General features: G+C 73.9%; 15 protein-coding genes. 8 read left to right on the top strand and 7 right to left on the bottom strand.

The window, feature by feature from the left end; translation table 11 throughout:
- Window positions 1-50 precede the first annotated feature (50 nt).
- The gene (locus ACFY7H_RS01980) at window positions 51-1,118 is read left to right on the top strand and encodes an FAD-dependent monooxygenase (protein WP_388931655.1); all 1,068 of its coding nucleotides are present in this window, start codon (window positions 51-53) and stop codon (window positions 1,116-1,118) included.
- 96 nt (window positions 1,119-1,214) lie between these two features.
- Here the strand turns inward: ACFY7H_RS01980 and ACFY7H_RS01975 are convergent, their stop codons facing one another.
- Together ACFY7H_RS01975 and ACFY7H_RS01970 are read right to left on the bottom strand one after the other, a co-directional pair.
- Window positions 1,215-3,410 (bottom strand): putative bifunctional diguanylate cyclase/phosphodiesterase, encoded by a 2,196-nt coding sequence (locus tag ACFY7H_RS01975; protein ID WP_388932254.1) that lies wholly within the window; start codon window positions 3,408-3,410, stop codon window positions 1,215-1,217.
- A gap of 293 nt (window positions 3,411-3,703) precedes the next feature.
- Window positions 3,704-4,534: an SAM-dependent methyltransferase gene (locus ACFY7H_RS01970; protein WP_388931653.1), complete on the bottom strand. Its 831-nt coding sequence runs from the start codon at window positions 4,532-4,534 to the stop codon at window positions 3,704-3,706.
- A 336-nt stretch (window positions 4,535-4,870) separates the two neighbouring features.
- Between ACFY7H_RS01970 and ACFY7H_RS01965 the strand changes: the two genes are divergently transcribed.
- The 3 genes from ACFY7H_RS01965 (at window position 4,871) to ACFY7H_RS01955 (ending at window position 7,262) form a co-directional block, all read left to right on the top strand.
- Window positions 4,871-5,542, top strand: coding sequence for a hypothetical protein (locus ACFY7H_RS01965; protein ID WP_388931650.1), 672 nt, complete (start codon window positions 4,871-4,873; stop codon window positions 5,540-5,542).
- A 67-nt stretch (window positions 5,543-5,609) separates the two neighbouring features.
- Window positions 5,610-6,380 carry a hypothetical protein gene (locus tag ACFY7H_RS01960; RefSeq protein ID WP_388931648.1) on the top strand — a complete coding sequence of 257 codons (771 nt, stop codon included), beginning with the start codon at window positions 5,610-5,612 and terminating at the stop codon, window positions 6,378-6,380.
- 189 nt (window positions 6,381-6,569) lie between these two features.
- A complete protein-coding gene (locus tag ACFY7H_RS01955) occupies window positions 6,570-7,262 on the top strand; it encodes a hypothetical protein (RefSeq protein ID WP_388931645.1) in 693 nt (230 codons plus the stop codon).
- A gap of 188 nt (window positions 7,263-7,450) precedes the next feature.
- On the opposite strand, the gene ACFY7H_RS01950 is transcribed toward ACFY7H_RS01955, so the two are convergent.
- Window positions 7,451-7,951, bottom strand: a complete 501-nt coding sequence (locus ACFY7H_RS01950; RefSeq protein WP_388931643.1) for a hypothetical protein — start codon at window positions 7,949-7,951, stop codon at window positions 7,451-7,453.
- A gap of 353 nt (window positions 7,952-8,304) precedes the next feature.
- On the opposite strand from ACFY7H_RS01950, the gene ACFY7H_RS01945 reads away from it, so the two are divergent.
- A complete protein-coding gene (locus ACFY7H_RS01945; RefSeq protein WP_388931640.1) occupies window positions 8,305-8,970 on the top strand; it encodes a class F sortase in 666 nt (221 codons plus the stop codon).
- Window positions 8,971-9,057: 87 nt separating this feature from the next.
- Here the strand turns inward: ACFY7H_RS01945 and ACFY7H_RS01940 are convergent, their stop codons facing one another.
- Complete coding sequence (locus tag ACFY7H_RS01940) at window positions 9,058-9,930, bottom strand: polysaccharide deacetylase family protein (RefSeq protein WP_388931638.1); 873 nt, start codon at window positions 9,928-9,930, stop codon at window positions 9,058-9,060.
- Between the two features lie 91 nt (window positions 9,931-10,021).
- Window positions 10,022-13,324, bottom strand: a complete 3,303-nt coding sequence (gene lysX, locus ACFY7H_RS01935; RefSeq protein ID WP_388931635.1) for a bifunctional lysylphosphatidylglycerol synthetase/lysine--tRNA ligase LysX — start codon at window positions 13,322-13,324, stop codon at window positions 10,022-10,024.
- 60 nt (window positions 13,325-13,384) lie between these two features.
- Between lysX and ACFY7H_RS01930 the strand changes: the two genes are divergently transcribed.
- On the top strand, window positions 13,385-13,846 hold the full coding sequence (locus ACFY7H_RS01930; protein WP_388931632.1) for a universal stress protein: 462 nt from the start codon (window positions 13,385-13,387) through the stop codon (window positions 13,844-13,846).
- Between the two features lie 55 nt (window positions 13,847-13,901).
- Here ACFY7H_RS01930 and ACFY7H_RS01925 read toward each other — a convergent pair whose 3' ends face one another.
- Entirely contained in the window at window positions 13,902-15,080 is a 1,179-nt protein-coding gene (locus ACFY7H_RS01925; RefSeq protein WP_388931629.1) for a CapA family protein, read from the bottom strand.
- 380 nt (window positions 15,081-15,460) lie between these two features.
- Here ACFY7H_RS01925 and ACFY7H_RS01920 point away from each other — a divergent pair, with 380 nt between their 5' ends.
- Window positions 15,461-15,994, top strand: a complete 534-nt coding sequence (locus ACFY7H_RS01920) for a sigma-70 family RNA polymerase sigma factor (RefSeq protein WP_388931626.1) — start codon at window positions 15,461-15,463, stop codon at window positions 15,992-15,994.
- A 256-nt stretch (window positions 15,995-16,250) separates the two neighbouring features.
- Window positions 16,251-16,712, top strand: a complete 462-nt coding sequence (locus ACFY7H_RS01915) for a hypothetical protein (protein WP_388932251.1) — start codon at window positions 16,251-16,253, stop codon at window positions 16,710-16,712.
- Window positions 16,713-16,773: 61 nt separating this feature from the next.
- On the opposite strand, the gene ACFY7H_RS01910 is transcribed toward ACFY7H_RS01915, so the two are convergent.
- The gene (locus ACFY7H_RS01910; protein WP_388931623.1) at window positions 16,774-17,154 is read right to left on the bottom strand and encodes a hypothetical protein; all 381 of its coding nucleotides are present in this window, start codon (window positions 17,152-17,154) and stop codon (window positions 16,774-16,776) included.
- Window positions 17,155-17,180: the final 26 nt, after the last annotated feature.

Raw genomic sequence — 17,180 nt, 5'->3', positions numbered from 1 at the left:
CCTTGAGTCATCGACCCACCGAGGGCACCGAAGGACGAGAGGACATTCCGATGACCGACGTACTGATCGCGGGCTCCGGCCCCACCGGACTCACCCTTGCCTGCGACCTGGCCCGCCGGGGCATCCCGGTCCGTGTGCTCGACCAGCGACCCGGCCCGCACCGCGAATCCCGCGGCAAGGGCCTCAACCCGGAAAGCCTCCAGGTCCTCGCCGGACTCGGTCTGGGCGAGCGGCTGTCCGCGGCGGGCATCCGGGGGCTGGTGCTGCGCAAGTACTTCGACGGCTCGTACGTCAACGACAGCCCCTCCGGGGGCGGCCTCTTCATCGGCCAGTGGCAGATCGAGGGGATCCTGCGCGAGCACCTCTCCGCCCTCGGCGTCCGCGTCGAGTACGACGCCCGGGTCACCGGGATCGACCAGGACGGGGAGGGGCTCACCGCGCGGCTGGCGGACGGCCGCTCGATCCGCGCCGGGTACCTCGCCGGATGCGACGGCGGCCACAGCACGACCCGCAAGCTCCTCGGCATCCCCTTCGAGGGGACCACGGACGAGACCCAGCTGATGGTGATCGGTGACGTCGAGGCCCCGGGGCTGAGCCGCAACCGCTGGCACCAGTGGTTCACCTCGGACGGCGGGGCCGTGATGCTCTGTCCGATACCGGGGACGCCGTCGTTCCAGCTCCAGGCCTCACCGGAGCTCGACGAGGACGGCGCGCCGGTGCCGCCGTCGCTGGAGGGCTTCCAGCGGCTCTTCGACCGGCACGCCCGGATGGAGGGCATACGGCTGACCCGGGCGACCTGGATCTCCACCTGGCGGGTCAACGTCCGCATGGCCACACGGCTGCGCGAGGGCCGGGCCTTCCTCGCCGGGGACGCCGCCCATGTCCACTCCGTGGCCGGCGGGCTCGGAATGAACACCGGCATCCAGGACGCGGTGGCCCTCGGCCGGACTCTGGGCGCGGCCCTCACCGGGGAAGCCGGGGCTCAGATGCTCGACGTGTACGAGGCCGAGCGACTGCCGGCGGCCGCGCGGGTGCTGGCGGACACCTCCGAGCGGCACCGGCGGGTCATGGCCGCGGTGCGCGAGCCCGGCCGGGGAACGGAGGCCGGCATGGGCTGATCCGGGCGGGCCCGCCGGGCGCAACCCCGGCCGGGCCGGCGGACCCGGCGGCACCCTCGCCGGGGCCGGCCGGGACGGCGCCGGCCGGGTCCCGGTTCAGGGGGTGGGGACGGCATCCGAGAGGGTGAGGGCGTGGATCCGGTCCGGGGCGCCGGGGCGGGCGTAGTACCAGCCCTGGGCGGTGTCGCAGCCGAGGGCACGGAGCTGGGCCGCCTGGACGCCGGTCTCCACCCCCTCGACCGTGACCGCCAGTTCGAGGCTGTGGGCCAGGGCGACGATGCCCTCCACGATCTTGACGTCGACGGGGTTGGCCGGCTGCTGTTGCATCCCCTGGGTGAAGGAGCGGTCCAGTTTCAGGACGCTGACGGGGAGACGGCGCAGGTTGGCCAGGTTCGAGTAGCCGGTGCCGAAGTCGTCGAGGGCGATGTCCACGCCGAGCGCGGCGAGCCGGCGCAGTGGTTCGAGGAGCTCGTCGTCGGCGCCGATCAGCGCCGATTCGGTGACCTCCAGGCACAGGGCGCCCGGAGCCAGCCCGAAGGTCTCCAGCACGCGGACGGTGTCGGCGACCAGACCGGGATGGTGGAGCTGGGTCGGCGAGAGGTTGACGTTGACGCGCAGGGCGGCCCCGCCGTGCTGGCGCTGCCAGTTGCGGGCCTGGCGGACGGACTCCTCCAACACCCAGCGGCCCAGCGGCACGATCAGCCCGGTCCGTTCGGCGAGCGGGATGAAGCGGTCCGGGCCGAGCACCCCGTACTGGGGGTGCGACCAGCGCACCAGCGCCTCCGCGCCGTGGACGCTGCCGTCGTGCATGTGCACCAGGGGCTGGTACTCGATGAAGAATTCGCCGCGTTCCAGCGCCGCCGGCAGGGCGTTGGTCAGGCCGTGCCGGGTGATGGCACGGGCGTCCGCCTCCGCGTCCGCGAACTCGAAGCGGTTGCCGCCGGCCGCCTTGGCCCGGTACATGGTGATGTCCGCGCTGCGCAGCACCTCCGCCGGGGTGCGCTCCCCCGCGCGGCCCTCGACGATGCCGATGCTGCCGCGCACCGACAGCTCCCGGCCCTCCAGCCGGATGGGGGTGGACAGCGCCGACAGGATGCGCACCGCCAGGTCGGTCACCTTGTCCCCGGGATCCTCGTCCGTGCCGGCGGCGGGCCCCGTGGTGAGGGCCACGAACTCGTCGCCGCCGAGGCGGGCCACGACCTCGCCCGGTCCGGTGGCGCAGCTCTGCAGCCGGTCGGCGACCTCCACCAGCAGCCGGTCCCCCGCCGAGTGGCCGAGGCTGTCGTTGACCGCCTTGAAGCCGTCGAGGTCCAGGTAGCACAGGCCGAAGCGGCTGCCGGGGGCGCCTCCCAGCGCCTTCTCCAGCCGCTCGAAGAAGAGCGTCCGGTTGGGCAGCCCGGTGAGGGCGTCGTGGGTGGCCTCGTAGCGCAGCCGGAGGTTGAGGAGCCGGCGTTCGGTGGTGTCCTCCATCAGGGCCAGCTGGTACTGGGGCACGCCGTCGGCGTCGCGCAGCAGGGACACCGTCAGGTTGGTCCACAGCACGGTGCCGTCGTGCCGGTAGTAGGGCTTCTCGACGCGGTAGTGCTCGCGTTCCCCGCGGACGAGTTCCCCGTACATCCGCCAGACGTGGGGGGTGTCGTCGGGGTGGCCCCATTCGCTGACGTTCCGGCTGCGAACGTGGCCCTCCAGGCCGCCGAACATCTTCAGCAGGGCGTCGTTGACCTCGAGGACGTTGCCCTCCAGGTCGGCGATGCCGATGCCGACGGCCGCTCCCTCGAAGACCGCCCGGAAGCGTTCCTCGCTGGCGTGCAGGGCCTGCTGGGCGTCGCTGCGGGCCGTCAGCGCGGAACGGGCGATGGCCTCCTGCTCCCGCAGGGTGCGCTCGCGCAGGGCTCGGGCGAAGCCGGCGGCGATGCCGTGCTGGAGCCGGGCGCAGCGGGACCGGTACTCCTCGGTGCTGTCCGTGCCGGCGCCGTCGGGCCCTTCGGGGCCGCAGTAGAGCACCAGGTAGGACTCGACCACCCCGAGCGTGCCGGCGAGCGCCTCCGGGTCGGTGCAGTGCACGGCGACGAGCTCGGCGCCCACGCGCTGCGCGACGGACGCGTCGAAGGGACGGGCGTGCAGGGCCTCGGTCAGGGTCCGGGCGAGGGGCACGAGGTGCTGTTCGAACTCGGGGCGGGTCAGGGACGTCGCGGTGACGGGGAAGATGGCCCGGCCCCAGATGGTGGCGAAGCGGGCGATGCGGTCCTCCAGCCCGCTGCGCGGCTCGCGCAGCGGCGCACGGCCCTCCAGCGGGCCGGCCGGCGGGGCGGTGTCCGCAGGGCGGCCCTGCGCGGACCCCGGCCGCCCGGCGGGCGCCGCCCCGGCAGCACCGGGGCCGGCCGGGCCGGGCACAGCAGCTCCGGGGCCCACGGAGCCGGAGGCGCGAGGACCGGAGGCGACAGGAGCGGAGGCCATGGGACCGGAGCCGGCCAGACCGGAGCCGGCACCCGAGCCCATGGGGCCGGAGCCGACCGGGCCGGGGCTGACAGGGGCACGGCCCGCGGGGCGGGGGCCGGCGGGCGGGGGCGTCGGAGCGGGGAGTCTCACGCCTTGCGTCCCACGCCGCCGTAGCCCGAGAACGCGTACGGGTCCTCGGGCTCCTCGCCCTCCTCGAGCGGCCCGATGCGTTCGGGGCGCCAGTCGGGCATGGACACCAGGCCCGGCTCCAGCAGCTCGAAGCCGTCGAAGAAGCCGGTGATCTGCTCGTGGCTGCGCATGACCAGCGGATTGCGGATGTCCCGGTAGACGCCGACGGCGCCGCCCGCGACCTCCTCGGTGAGCGGAATGCCCTCGTAGGAGGCGTGGGTGAGGATCAGCAGGCTGCCCGGCGCCAGCGCGTCGCGCAGCTCGGCGACGGAGTCGTACGGCTGGTCGGTGTCCTCAAGGAAGTGCAGGACGGCGACGAGCAGCAGGGCGACGGGCCGCTCGAGGTCCAGCAGCCGGCCCACCTCGGGCGAGCCGAGGATGTCCTGCGGCTTGCGCAGGTCGGCGGGGACGACGCCGGTGCGGTCGTCCCCGGCCAGGACGGCCCGGCTGTGGGCGACGGCCACCGGGTCGTGGTCCACGTAGACCACGCGGGCCTCGGGGCTGGCGGCGCGGGCGACCTCGTGGACGTTGCCGAAGGTCGGGATGCCGGAGCCGATGTCGAGGAACTGGGTGACGCCCTCGGCCACGGCGTGGCGGACGGCACGGCGCATGAACGCCCGGTTGGCCTGCATGATCTTGGGCAGGCCCGGCATGAACTCCATGGCGCGGCGGGCCGCCTGGCGGTCGACCTCGAAATTGTGGGAGCCGCCCAGGTAGTAATCGTAGATGCGGGACACGCTGGGCACCGATATGTCGATGCCCGGCGGGGCCCAGGCGGGGCGTTCCATCGGGGTCTCCAAGCCTCGTCATGCCATGGTCGGGCGGGGTCGTCCGGGGGGTGGGACGGTGGTCGGACTGCTGTCCGAGCCGAATGTACTGATCATTTCCCAACAGGGCGAGCAAAAGCGGAAATTGGCGGTCCGTTCTTGGTCACACACCAAAGGCACGTGCGGCCCCCGTCACCGATGAAGGAGAAACCGACAAATACCATTTGAGATTTCGACTGCGAACGATCAGAAGCGACCCAAAGCTGGCTCAAACATCTACGCTCCATGCTCCACCCGATCAGGCGAACCGACACCGCGCTCCGCGTGCGCGGGCGCGCGCGGGCCCATGCTCGCCCAGTGAACAGAGCCTGTGCCAGACGCCTGCTGGCGGTCCCGGTCCTGCTGTGGGCGGCGCTCGCCACCACACCGGCCCTGGCCGATAGCTGCGCCTACGCGACGATCGGCACCTTCGACGGCGGACCCGCCGCCGAGCTGTACGCCTACGCCGGCAGCGGCGGCGCCGGGGCCGGCCGGGGTGGCGGACATCACGGCGGTCACGGCCACGGCCACGCCTGCGGCCACCGCGGCAAGGGCCACTCCGGCGCGCACCACTGCCCGCCCCCTCCCCCGCCCTGCCCGCCCAAGCCGACTCCCAAGCCGCCGCCACCGCCGCCGCCCACGCCGCCGCCCACGCCGCCGCCGCCGAAGCCCACCCCGCCACCGCCGTCCGAGCCGGCTCCCGCGCCGCCCGTACCGGCCCCGAAGCCGCCACCGGCGCCCAAGCCGCCGCCGCCCCCGCCCCCGCCACCGCCACCGGTGCGCGCCGCCCCCGCCGCGCCGCCGCCGAAGCCCGCGCCCGAGCCGCCGGCACCGCCATCGGCGACGGCTCCCACGCCCAGGCCGGTGGCCCGTCCCGCGTACCACACCCGCGCCCGCAAACCGCTGGAGCATCACATCTCACCGGTCACCTTCACCCTCATGACCGCCGCCCCGGCCGTGCTCGCGATCGTCGCGCTGCGCCCGCGCTAGGCCGCCCACTCGCCCACCGCCCGCTCGCCCACCGCCACTGCCCACCGCCCACCGATTGGGAGTCGTCTTGTCGGAATGGCTCGTCCTGTCCCTCGCGATGGCCGCGGCCTGCGCCGTGGTGCTGTCCATCGCCTTCTTCAACCACCGCAGGATCGGCGAGGACGACGATCCGAACGAAACCCCGGACGTCATCGAATACATGACGATGATGATCGGGGTGATCTACGCGATCGTCCTGGGCCTGGCGATCGCGGGTGTCTGGGAGGCCCGCGGGGCCGCGCAGGAGTACGTACGCCAGGAAGCCCAGGCCCTGCACGAGATCAGCGTCCGCTCCCAGGTCTACCCGGCCGAGGTCCGTACGAAGATCCGCTCCGACGTCGACGCGTACGTGACCTACGTGGTCGAGACGGAATGGCGGAAGATGGCCGACAGCGGCGTCATCACCGAGCGCAGCGGGGAGCTGCTGGAGACGATCCGCAGGGACGTCACCGACTACGAGCCGCGCACCGACCACGAGGGGCAGGCCTACCAGCCGCTGGTCGACCAGGTCGCGCTCGTGGACGACGCCCGGAACTCGCGCGGCCAGAGCGCCGGCGCCACCATGCCCGGCGTGGTGTGGTTCGGGCTGATCGCCGGGGCCATGGTGACGGTGGGTCTGATCTTCACCCTGCAGATCCGCCGTTCCTTCCGCGAAATGCTGCTGGCCGGCCTGTTCAGCGCGCTGATCGCCTTCCTGCTCTTCCTCATCTGGGACTTCGACGCGCCCTTCGGGCGGGGGATCTCCGCCACCGCCGAGCCCTTCCTCGCCCAGTTCCCGCACCTGGGGCTCACACACTGAACGCGCGCCCGCTCCCGGGAAACCGGGAGCGGGCTCCCGTCGCCGGTTCGGCCTACGGCCGTGCCCCATTCGCCCGTTCCTGATCGCGGGTCGCCGGACCGGCGCCTAGCGTGGCGGACATCGAGGTGCACGACCCCCCACGTGCGGAAACGCTGCGCGACTGCTCCTCGGGGATCCGGAGGACCCACCATGGGTGCGATACGCGGCTCCGCCACCGTCCTGCTCAGCGCCGGCGCCTTCCTCGCGTTCGGCGCGTTCGGCGTGCCCGCCGCCGTGGCGGCCGAGGCCGCGCCGGTCACCTCCTTCGGCTTCGCCGTCACTCCCTCCACGATCGCCCCCGGCGGCCAAGTGGTGCTCTCCGTCACCGGCTGCGACGCCGCGTACGCCACCGCCTCCTCCGGCGTTTTCGACACCGTGAGCATCGCGCGCGGGCAGACCGCCCGGGTCACGGTGGACCGCGACGCCCGGCGCGGAGCCCTGTACTCCGTCACCTTCACCTGCAACGGGGAGAACGGCTCCGCCGACCTCACCATCACCGGCGGTACGACGACGCCCACCACCAGCTCCACCACCGGCGTCCGGCCCACCCCCACCACGGGCACCACCGCCGGCGTCCGGCCGCGCACCACCACCCCAACCCCGGCGCGCACCACCCCCACGCCCGCCCGCACCGCCCCGGCCGCACGGATCCCGCCCACCGCGCGCGGCTCCGCCGAAACCTCCCGCAGCGCCGCGGCCACCCTCGGGGTGCGGGGCGGTCTCGGCGGCAGCGTGGCCGGGACGGACGCCGTGGAGCTGGGGGCGGGCGCCGCGCTGTTCCTCGCCGCCGCGGGCGGAACGGCGTACGCCCTGCGCCGCCGCCGGCCGGCCCGCGGCCACTGAGCCCGCGCCGCGCCTCTTCCCCAGAGCTCCGGGAGCGCCCGCGACCCCCAGAAGCCCCGGACACCCCAGGAACCCCCTGAGTCCACAAGCCCGTGGAAGCCCCGGAAGCCCCCGCCCCGCCGCGGAACCACCGGTCGCGCCCCGGGTCGCGGACCCGGGGCGGCCCGTGGCCGCGGCGCGCGGGCGCGTCAGCCCCGGGAGCCGACCGGACGGCGGCGGCGGATCACGTGCGCGCCCGCGCCGACCGCCGCGATGCCGACGAGCCCGGCGCCGATGGCCGTCTCGGCGGCGGACGGGCCGATGGATCCGCCGACGCCGCCCTGCGCCCCGTTGCCCCGCAGGATCGTGAACCGGTGCGTGGCGACCAGGCTGTTGTCGTGGCACTTGACCGACAGCGTGTGGTTGCCGGGCGAGGCGTGGTTGAAGATCCGGACGGTCGCGAAGCCGATGGAGCCGGCCGACAGGTTGGTCTGCGGAAAGTTGCCGTTCGACCAGACCGTGCCGCCGTGGCCGCAGCCCGCGGCGCTGACCTGCATCGAGGCGCCCTGGTGCACGGAGTACGGGTTGACGGTGACGTTGCTGGGCCCGTTGCCGCCGCCCTGCGGCGGGTTCGCGCCGGCGAACGGGGCACTGAGGCCGATCGCGGCGCAGGCGCCCGCGGTCACGGTGAGAGCGCGCAGAACACGCATGGTGGAACCTCCATCGGGAAGCGCCCCGGAGCGGTGGCCCGGGCAGATCGACGAGAACGCCTCCCATCACGAACCCTCGGGGCACTGCGCAACCAGCGCATTTCCGTCTTTGGGCCGCCCGGTTGAGCGACACGCCGGAGCGCGTGGAGATCATCTGACGGATCCGCAGGTCATGAGCCGTCAGTCATTTATGTGACGAATACCTGGATGGACGCACCCCGACCGGACGTACCACCCGTTCGTCCCTTCCCCGATCGCCGTCCCGGGCGTGCACCCTTAGCGTGCGTGAAGAAGGGCGTACCGGGGAGGGACTGGAACGCGGGTCGGGACCCCCGCGTCGGGAAGGGAGAGCCATGACCGAGGACGAGTACGAGCAGCGGCCGAGGAGACGCTCCCCCTGGGGAGCGCTCGCGCTGGTCATGCTCAGCGGCCTCGCCATGATGAGGAACGGGGCGAACGCCGAGGACGGGCCGCCTCAGCCCGCCGCCGCGGCGGCGGTCGCCGCGCGCGCGGACCACCTGCCGGCCGCGGCGCCCACTCCGCCGGCGGACTTGGAGGTGCTGGAGCACTCGTCGGTCCAGCGGATCCGGATTCCGACGATCAACGTGGACGCGCCCGTGATGACGGTCGGGCTGGACGCGGAGGGCTACATCGACGCCCCGCCGCCCCAGGACCGCAACCTGGCGGGCTGGTACCTCAACGGCATCTCGCCGGGCCAGCAGGGCTCCTCGGTGATCGTGGGCCACGTGGACAACGCGCAGGGCCCGGCGGTCTTCTACGGGCTCGGCTCGCTCAGGCACGGGAGCCGCATCGAGGTGGAGCGCTACGACGGGCGGACCGCAGTCTTCGAGGTGTACGGGGTGGAGGTGTTCTCCAAGGAGGCCTTCCCCGGCTCCCGGGTGTACGGGGACACCGGCCATCCGGAGCTGCGCGTGATCACCTGCGGTGGCAGCTACTCCAAGGCCAAGGGTTACGACGGCAACGTGGTCGTCTTCGCCCGGATGGTGGCGGCCCGCTGACGGAACGATTCACCAATGCCCCCGGCGGCCCCGCGCTCCCCCGGGCCGCCGGGGAAGCGCGCCGCCGGGGAAGCGCGCCGCCGGCCCTCAGCGGGCCGGCAGCGTCATCCGGTAGCCGCGCCCGAGCAGCTGGGGCAGGTACGCCTCCAGCGCCCGGACGGTCTGCGAACGGTCGCCGCCGGCGTCGTGGTTCAGCACGATCACCCCCGGCCCGGCGCCCGAGAGCACCCGGGAGATGATGGTGGCGCTCCCCGGCTCCTTCCAGTCGAGGGTGTCCAGGGTCCAGGCGAAGGGCTCCATGTTGAGCTCGGCGCCGATCTCGAAGGCGGCCCGGTTCCACGCCCCGTACGGTGCCCGGAACCACAGCGGGGCCTGCCCCACGGCTTGCTGGACGACCTCGCTGGTGCGCCCGATCTCGGCTTCGAGGGCGGGCCGGCCGAGCGTGGGGATGAGCGGATGCGTCCAGGTGTGGTTGCCGATGACGTGGCCCTCGGCGGCCATCCTGCGCAGCAGGTCACGGTTCTCGGTGGCCATCTCCCCGCAGACGAAGAACATCGCGCGCACCCCGTACCGGGCGAGGGTGTCGAGGACGGCCGGGGTGTAGCGGGGGTCGGGGCCGTCGTCGAAGGTGAGCACCATGGCGCTGCCCGTGCTCGGGTCGGCCGGCAGCTCCAGGATGGGCCGGGTGCGGACGGCGGGCTTGGCGACGGGGGGCCGGGCGGGGCCCTCGGCGGTCATGGGCCGCAGCCGGTACGACTTGTCCGGGGGCCCTTGGGGGCGCAGCCCGGGTGCTCCGGGCGCGGGTGCGCCGGGGGCGCCGGGAGCGGGGCCGCCGGCCGTGACCCCGCCCCCGGGGCCGTCCTCACCGGCGGTGAGCAGTCCGGAGGCGGCGGCGATTCCGAGGAAGACGGCGGTGCGCAGGAGCACGCGTCGTCCCACTGTCGGCTCGTCATTTTTCATTATTACTACGTATCAACGACATCGCGGAAGATGTCGAGGGGCGCGGACGCGCCCCGCTCCCGTCACCCCCTCGGACCAGCCGCCCCGCCGATCAGCCCTGCCGTACCAGGGGGAACGGCAGGGTCTGGCGGATCGTCAGACCCGTGAGGAACATGACGAGCCGGTCGACGCCGATGCCGAGGCCGCCGGTGGGCGGCATGGCGTACTCCAGGGCGTCGAGGAAGTCGTTGTCGAGTTCCATCGCCTCCGGGTCACCCCCCGCCGCCAACAGTGACTGGGCGGTCAGCCTGCGGCGCTGCTCGACGGGGTCGGTCAGCTCCGAGTAGGCGGTGCCCAGTTCGGTGCCGAAGGCCACCAGGTCCCAGCGCTCGGCGAGCCGGGGGTCCTTGCGGTGCTGCCGGGTCAGCGGCGACACCTCGGTCGGGAAGTCCTTGTAGAAGGTGGGCAGTTGGGTCCGCTCCTCCACCAGCCGCTCGTACATCTCCAGCACCACGTCGCCCCGGGTGTCCCCGGGCGCGTGGGGAACGTGTGCCCGGTCGCACAGCCCGCGCAGCACGTGTTCCTCCGTATCGGCGTCGACCTCCTCGCCGAGCGCCTCGCTGATGGCCCCGTACATCGTCTTGACCGGCCAGGGCCCGGAGATGTCGTGGACGGCGAGCTTGCCGCCCGGGCCCGCCCTGTGCGCGACCGGCGAGCCGAAGGCGGCCGTCGCCGCACCCTGGATCAGCTCCCGGGCGAGGTCGAGCATCACGTCGTAGTCGGCGAAGGCCTGGTAGGCCTCCAGCATCGTGAACTCGGGGTTGTGCTTGTAGGAGACGCCCTCGTTGCGGAAGGTGCGGCCCATCTCGAAGACCTTCTCCATGCCGCCGACACACAGCCGCTTGAGGTACAGCTCGGGCGCGATGCGCAGGTAGAGGTCGAGGTCGTAGGCGTTGATGTGGGTGCGGAACGGCCGGGCGTTGGCCCCGCCGTGGATCTGCTGGAGCATCGGCGTCTCGACCTCCAGATAGCCGCGGTCGAGCAGCCCCTGGCGCAGGGCCTGCACCGCGCTGGAGCGGGCCCGTACGACGTCCCGCGCGTCGGGGCTGGCGACGAGGTCGAGGTAGCGGCGCCGGACCCGGGCCTCCGGGTCGGCCAGGCCCTTGCGCTTGTCGGGGAGGGGGCGCAGGCACTTGCCGGTGAGCTGCCAGGCGCCGACCACCACGGACGGCTCCCCGCTGCGGCTCGCGCCGACCTCGCCGGTGGCCACCACGTGGTCTCCGAAGTCGGCCTGGGCCGTGAAGGCGTCCAGCACGTCGGAGCCGGACTCGTCACGGGTGAACATCAGCTGGGCGTCGCCGGTCCAGTCGCGCAGCACGGCGAAGACGACGCCGCCGAGGTCCCGTACGACCATCACCCGCCCGGCGAGGGTGACCCGCTCGCCGGTGCGGCTGCCGGGGGTCCGGCCCGGGTGGGAGGCCCTCAGCTCGGCGGCGGTGTGGGTGCGCTGCGGGATCCCGACCGGATAGGGGTCGGTTCCGGCGGCCCGGATCCGGTCCAGCTTGGCGTGGCGCACCCGGACCTGCTCGGGCAGCCGTTCCGCCGGGGTCCGCTCGCCGCCCTCCCCGACGAGGTCGAGGCCCAGGGAGTCGATGGAGGGCAGCCCGGCGGTGTTGGCGGGGGCGGTAAGCCCCTTGGCGTGGCCGTTGCCCCACAGCTTGCGCATGCTCGGTACGGAGACGAAGCCCTCGGCGATGCCCGAGGCGAGGCTGACCCGGGCGAGCGAGCCGGCGTCCTGGTAGCACAGGAACCTCGGGTACCACTCGGGGCCGTACTTGACGTTGGAACGGTACAGGGCCTCCAGCTGCCACCAGCGGGAGAAGAACAGCAGCAGCCGGCGCCACAGCTTCAGCACCGGTCCCGCGCCGATCCGCCCGCCCTCCTCGAAGGCGGCGCGGAACACGGCGAAGTTGAGGGAGATCCGGCGCACCCCGAGGCCGGGGGCGGCCGCGCACAGCTCGGCCACCATGAACTCCATGACCCCGTTGGGGGCGGAGCGGTCGCGGCGCATCAGGTCCAGGGAGATGCCGTCCCTGCCCCAGGGGACGAAGGAGAGCAGGGCGATCAGCTCGCCGTCGGCGTCGAAGGCCTCGACCAGCAGGCAGTCCCCGTCCGCGGGGTCGCCGAGCCGGTCCAGGGCCATGGAGAAGCCGCGCTCGGTCTCGGTGTCCCGCCAGCGGTCGGCCCGGTCGACGATGGTCCGCATCTCCTCCTCCGTGAGGGCCGAGTGGCGGCGGATCACGGTGGTGGCCCCGGCCCGCCGGACGCGGTTGACGGCCTGCCGGGTGACCCGCATGTCACGGCCGTCGAGGTCGAAGTGGGCGACGTGCAGGATCGCCTCGTCGCCGAGCTGGAGGGCGCTCAGGCCGGAGCGGGCGTACGCGGTCGCCCCGTCCTCGGAGGCGCCCATCACGGCCGGCTGCCAGCCGTGGCGGCGGGCGACGGCCAGCCAGGCGTTGATGGCGGGGGTCCAGGCGCCGGGGTCGCCGACCGGGTCGCCGCTGGCCAGGCAGACGCCGGCCTCGACGCGGTAGGTGACGGCGGCCTTGCCGTTCGGGGCGAAGACGACGGCCTTGTCGCGCCGGGTGGCGAAGTAGCCGAGGGAGTCGGCCCGTCCGTACGCGCCCAGGAGGGCCCGGATCCGGGGCTCCTCGTCCCCGTGCAGGGCGGCGGTCAGCCGCTGCGAGCGGAACAGGGTCGAGGCCGCGTTCAGCAGGGCGAGGGCGCCGAAGAGGCCGAGCAGGAAGGAGAGCGGGCGGGCCGGGCGGCCGTCGAACTGCCGGGCGGAGAAGAGCCCGCCGAAGACCTGCTTGGCGGCCCAGTCCAGCCACTGGCCCTTCGGCAGGGTGCCGGGGAACAGGGCGACGAGGGCCCAGCCGAGGAGAACGGCACCGAGCAGCCCGAGGCCGAGCACGAGCATGGCCCGCCAGACGGCGCCGGGGCGCGAGGCCGCGTAGAACTCCCCGCGGGCGGCCACCAGGATGCCGAGCGCGGCCACCGCGAGGACCATCGAGGGGCCGCCGACCCAGAAGTCCCCGTCGGCGATGATCAGCAGGTCGACCAGGATCAGCAGCGCCAGGTAGGTGACGACGATCCACCAGGCGATCTTCTTTCGGGTGCCGAGGGCGGCGGCGAGGAGGAAGAGGAAGACGGCGTACGCGAGGTTCTCGCTGACCGGCACCACGAAGTCGTCGAGGAAGCGGACCACGGGCCGCAGCAGCCCGCGCAGCGTCGGAGAGAGCGCCAGCAGCGCGCACACCAGCCCGAGCGCCCCGAAGAACGCCCCGAAGGCGTCCGGGACCCGGTGCAGGAAGCGGTTGCGGGTCCCGCGGGTCTCCTCCAGCGTGGCACTCATGCTTGGCACTGTAGGGAGGCCCGCGCCGGTCCGCGCGCCGAGCCCGATAGCCTCGGGAGGGTGACGGAGCACGTGGATTCGGGATTCGAGCGCGGTACGGACGGGCCGAAGGTGATCCTCGCCGGGATCGACGGCTCGGAGTCCTCGCTGCGGGCGGCGGCCTACGCCGCGGGGCTGGCCCGGCGGCAGAACGCGCTGCTGGCCCTGGTGTACGTCCAGCCGCTGATGGCCGCCGGGGCCTCCCTGGGCGCTCCGGTGGCGGGCACGACCGGGGAGATCGCCGAGGGCATCGCCGCCGAGGTCCGCGCCTCGGCCGAGCGGCTGAAGGGCGTCTTCGAGGTGCGCTGGCAGTTCCACACCTTCCGCGGGGATCCGTACGCGGGCCTGGTGAGCGCAGCGGAGGAACTGCGGGCCGACGCGGTGGTGGTCGGCGCGTCCGAACGGGCCGGCCACCGCCTCGTGGGCTCGGTCGCGGTCCGCCTGGTCAAGGCGGGCCGCTGGCCGGTGACGGTGGTCCCGTAAGGGCCGCCGACGGCACCGGGGAGCCGGCCGGGCACCGGCCCACGCGCGCGGCGGGCTACCGGGCCCGTTTCAGGCCGTCCTTGGCGGCGCCGCGGCTGAGCACGGCCTCTGTGACGGCCTCGTCGGCGCTCTCGTACTCCTCGTCGCCTGGGTCGGCGGCGAGGGCGGCGGGCAGGTTGACGACCCTGCCGAGGGACAGGTCCATCATCTGCGGGACGAACTCGGCCTTCACCACCTGCCAGCGCTGGCCGGGGGCGGCGGGCGGGGCGAAGGTGAAGCGGCCGATGGAGCCGTAGTTGCCGCGCATGTCGCGCGCGCCGGAGTGGTTGAACATCTCGCCGGCGACCTGGTCGCCCATGCCGTAGACGATCCAGGTCCCGTTGACCTTCTCGTAGGCCTGCGGGACGTGCGCGTGCGTACCGAGGATCATGTCGATGTCGGGGCGGCCGCCGCTGTGCGACGCGGTGAGCGCCTTCCCCAGGGAGAGCTGCGTGCCGTCGGGTTCGGTCTGCCATTCGGTGCCCCAGTGGAGGCTGACCAGCACCACGTCCGCGCCGGCCTTCCGCGCGGCGCGCGCATCCGCGATGATCTTGTCCTGGCGCATCAGGCCGACCGCCCAGGGCCGGCCGTCCGGCATGGGGTAGCCGTTGGTGTCGTAGGTGTACGCGAGGTGCGCGACCTTCGCGGAGCCGGCCGCGTAGAGCGTGGTGCGCGCCGCCTCGGCCGCGGTGCGGGCGGAGCCGGCGTGGCCGAGGCCGACCTTGTCGAAGCGGTCGAGGGTCCGTTCGATCCCCTCGGCGCCGTCGTCCAGGGTGTGGTTGGAGGCCGTGGAGCAGCCGTCGTACCCGGTGTCCTTGAGGGCGTCGGCGACGGTGGGCGGGGAGACGAAGGCCGGGTAGCCGCTGAAGGGACCGTCGTCCTCGCCGTAGATGGTCTCCATGTGGCACAGCGCCAGGTCGGCGGCCGAGATCACTGGCTTGACTCCGGAGAACATGGGGCGGAAGTCGTGGCCGTCGCCCCCCGCGTCGGCCGCCGCACGCTGGATGACCGAGGTGTGCGGCAGTACGTCGCCGCTCGCGACCAGGGTGAACCCCTTCGCGGCGGGGGCCGTGCCGGCGGCGGTGGGGCCCAGGCGGGCCGGCGTCCGGTCCCCGGCGGTGGAGCAGCCGGCCGCCGACGCCGGGAGCAGGAGGGCCGACAGCAGGGCGAGGGCCTGCCGGGTGCGCTTGGTCATCTGTCCCAGCTCCCTCTTATAGGACTGTCGGATCAACCGAAATCCATAGGAGAAGGGGGCGCAAGTCAAGGAGCGGCGCCGTCCGCGGCCTTCTTCCCCCTCCGACGGCCCATGGCCGTTCGCCGCGCCGTTCGACCGTTCGTCGCCCGGCGCGGCCGCCCACCGGACGACCCGGGGCCTTGGGCGCAACGCCCCCGCCGGACGGTTCCCGGGCGGCTCCGTGCAGGTGAGGGTGAGTGGGACGCCACAGCCCGGCACGCGGCCCGGGCCACGGCCCGTCCACCGCCCGCGGCCCGCAGCCCGGGCCCACGGCCCGGCGGACGGCCCGGCCGCCCGCGAGCCCGGCACCCCAGCGGACCCCGGACCCGGAAGGAGCACTCGTGTCGCCCTCCCCCACCCTTCAGCGCACGGAACCCGAGGCGCTCGCCGCACTCCAGCGCGACCACGGGCGGGCCCTGTTCGGCTTCCTGCTCGGCCTGACCGCCGGGGACGCCCAGCGCGCCGAGGACCTCGTCCAGGAGACCCTGGTACGCGTCTGGCAGCACCCGGAGGTGTTGGCGACCGGGCACGACTCCATGCGGCCCTGGCTGTTCACGGTGGCCCGGCGGCTCGCCATCGACGCCCGCCGGGCGCGGCTGTCGCGGCCGCAGGAGGTGGACCCCGACGGACTGGAGCAGGCACCCGCCCCCGAGGACGCGGTGGCCGGCTCGGTCACCGCGATCGACGTGCGGCGGGCGGTGGGCAGCCTGGGACCCGAGCACCGGGCCGTGCTGATGCAGGTCTACTTCCGGGACCGCTCGGTGGCCGAGGCGGCGGCGGAGCTCGGCATCCCCGCCGGGACGGTCAAGTCGCGGACGCACTACGCCCTGCGCGCCCTGCGCAAGGGGCTCCAGGGGTACGGGCTCGGGGCCTGACCGGTCCCCCGCACCGGCGGTCCCGCCGCAGGGCCCGTGGAGAAATACTCAGGGAACGCCCTCGATGGGCACGATCCGGACATGAAGCACACCGATATGGGCACCAGTCCGTGCAAGTTGAGTAAACATCCCCCGTCGCGCGAGCCGTCCGGTGAAGGCTCGGGGATGACGGCGGCAGGCTCGACACGCGGGAGAGGGTGGAACGGTGCAGCCCGAGGGTACGAACGGCACCAGTGACGGCGGACTGGCTGTGCCCATGGCGTGGCTCTACGCGGAGTACATCGCCGACGAACTGCTGCGCACCGGCCGGCTGATCCCGGCGAGCACGCTGGAGTTCCGGGCCGGGCGCGACACGCTCGCGCTGACGATCTACCTCTCGGACGCGGCCGGCGAGCTCTCCGGCATCCGGGTGGTCTCGCAGCTCGACGAGTGGCTCTCCCTGACGGCGTACGGGCACCCCTGGCGCGACTGGGTCCACACCCGGTTCCTCGCCCTGGGCGAGGAGGCCCGCGAGCGCGGCCGCGGCGAGGACCCGGACCTCGAACTGGCCCGGGCGGCATGGCGCTGGCTGGACCGCACGGAACTCTTCGCCACCAACCTCGACCCGGGCCGCCCCGGCCACGACACCCCCTCGGCGCTGGACGAGAACGCCCGCGTCTGGACCCCGGCCTGGCAGCTCGGCCTGCCGCTGGGACACCTGGCCATGCACCTGTTCTAGGCCCTGTCGTCCGGACGGCCCCCGCGACCGAGAGGGCCGTCCGCGCCGGGGCGGCGGCCGCTCAGGCGGACTCGGCCGGGTCCGTCACCAGCCCCGTGAAGTCGGCCTCGTTGCGCTCGGCCCGGCCCACGTACCAGCGGGCGATCAGCCACATCACCGGGTACGCCACCAGCCCCAGGGCCACCCACAGCAGCGGGCCCGCGACCGGCCGGGGCAGCAGGAAGCACAGCGGCAGCAGCCCGAGCACCAGGGCGAGCACCGCCAGCGCCCCCAGTCCGGCCCGCAGCTGGCTGCGCATCAGGGCCCGTACGTAGGTGGCGCCGAGGCTGGTCTGCTCGGAGATCTCCGAGCGGGCGGGGGTGTGCGCGGGCGGGCGGCGGCGTGCACCGCGCGGAACGCCGGTCACGATCTCCCGCCTCGGCGGCTGCTGCTGCTCGGCCATGGTGCCGGAGTCTACGCAGCGCGCCG

Source organism: Streptomyces sp. NPDC012794, from assembly GCF_042901085.1.
In the GTDB taxonomy this organism is placed as follows: Bacteria; Actinomycetota; Actinomycetes; order Streptomycetales; family Streptomycetaceae; genus Streptomyces.
This window is presented reverse-complemented; position numbering and strand designations above follow the sequence as displayed.